This is a genomic window from Synechococcus sp. R6-10, assembly GCF_047461815.1.
GTDB lineage: Bacteria > Cyanobacteriota > Cyanobacteriia > Thermostichales > Thermostichaceae > Thermostichus.
This window is the reverse complement of the sequence record NZ_JANSHW010000742.1, coordinates 1-734: the sequence shown is the minus strand read 5'-3', so window position 1 is coordinate 734 and position 734 is coordinate 1. Positions and strand designations below refer to the sequence as shown.

The following is a 734-nucleotide window of genomic DNA, read 5'->3' as shown; positions in this document are numbered from 1 at the left end:
CGTCAGGGCTACCACCAAGCCTGCTGCCAGCAAAAAGGGAAGGGTGCTCAGCAAGGAAGCCAAAGCTCCACTGGGATCCCATGGCAATTGCTTTTCCCAGCCCTCCTGCAGCTTGTGATGCAGCGGCGAAAACCCCCACATTAGCCCTAAGCCCCACAGAGCCGTGGCGGCCCATAAAGAGGGGCGAAGCATCTCCCAGCCCACAAGTCCAACCCCAACGGGATCCACCGGTCAACTCCCAACCCTGCCTTTCTAGGCTAGCGGGATTGGGCCCAATCGGTGGCGGTAATGGTGGTGCCAGGAAATTGAATGGGGTTGCCCAAGCTCTGGATTTGGGCCTGGAGAGCTGGCAACAGCCGCAAATCCAAAAGCGGCTCCTCCACGATCTCCGCCGGGATCAGATCCCGCTCCAGGGCGAAGTGGGCCGTGTGGCCGGCTGCCGTGCCAATGGCCCATTCCACCGGGTGCACTCGGTAGGAAGCGCTGGCGATGCGACTGGTGGCGATGTTCTTGTTGCCCGCCAAGAGGTTGTCGATGCGCTGAGGGATCAGAGCCCGCAGCGGGATCTGGTAGGGGTAGCTGGGGGCTTGCGAGTCTTTGTTGTGGCTGGGGGGAAGGGAAAAATCCGGCAGCAGGCAATCGTGAAAATCGATGGGATACTGGCCCACCCCCACCGAGTCGTAGAAGACAAAGGGGCGACCACGATTCAACTCCGATTCCCGCGTGGTGATATC

Annotated in this window: 2 protein-coding genes; both read right to left on the bottom strand. The window is 60.8% G+C overall.

From position 1 onward, the window contains the following. On the bottom strand, nt 1–192 hold a 192-nt coding region (locus NW837_RS15735; RefSeq protein ID WP_414332642.1), incomplete at its 3' end, for a hypothetical protein. Between the two features lie 65 nt (nt 193–257). Further along, nucleotides 258–734 (bottom strand): FAD-dependent oxidoreductase (locus NW837_RS15730; protein WP_414332640.1); only part of this gene is annotated, 477 nt, incomplete at its 5' end.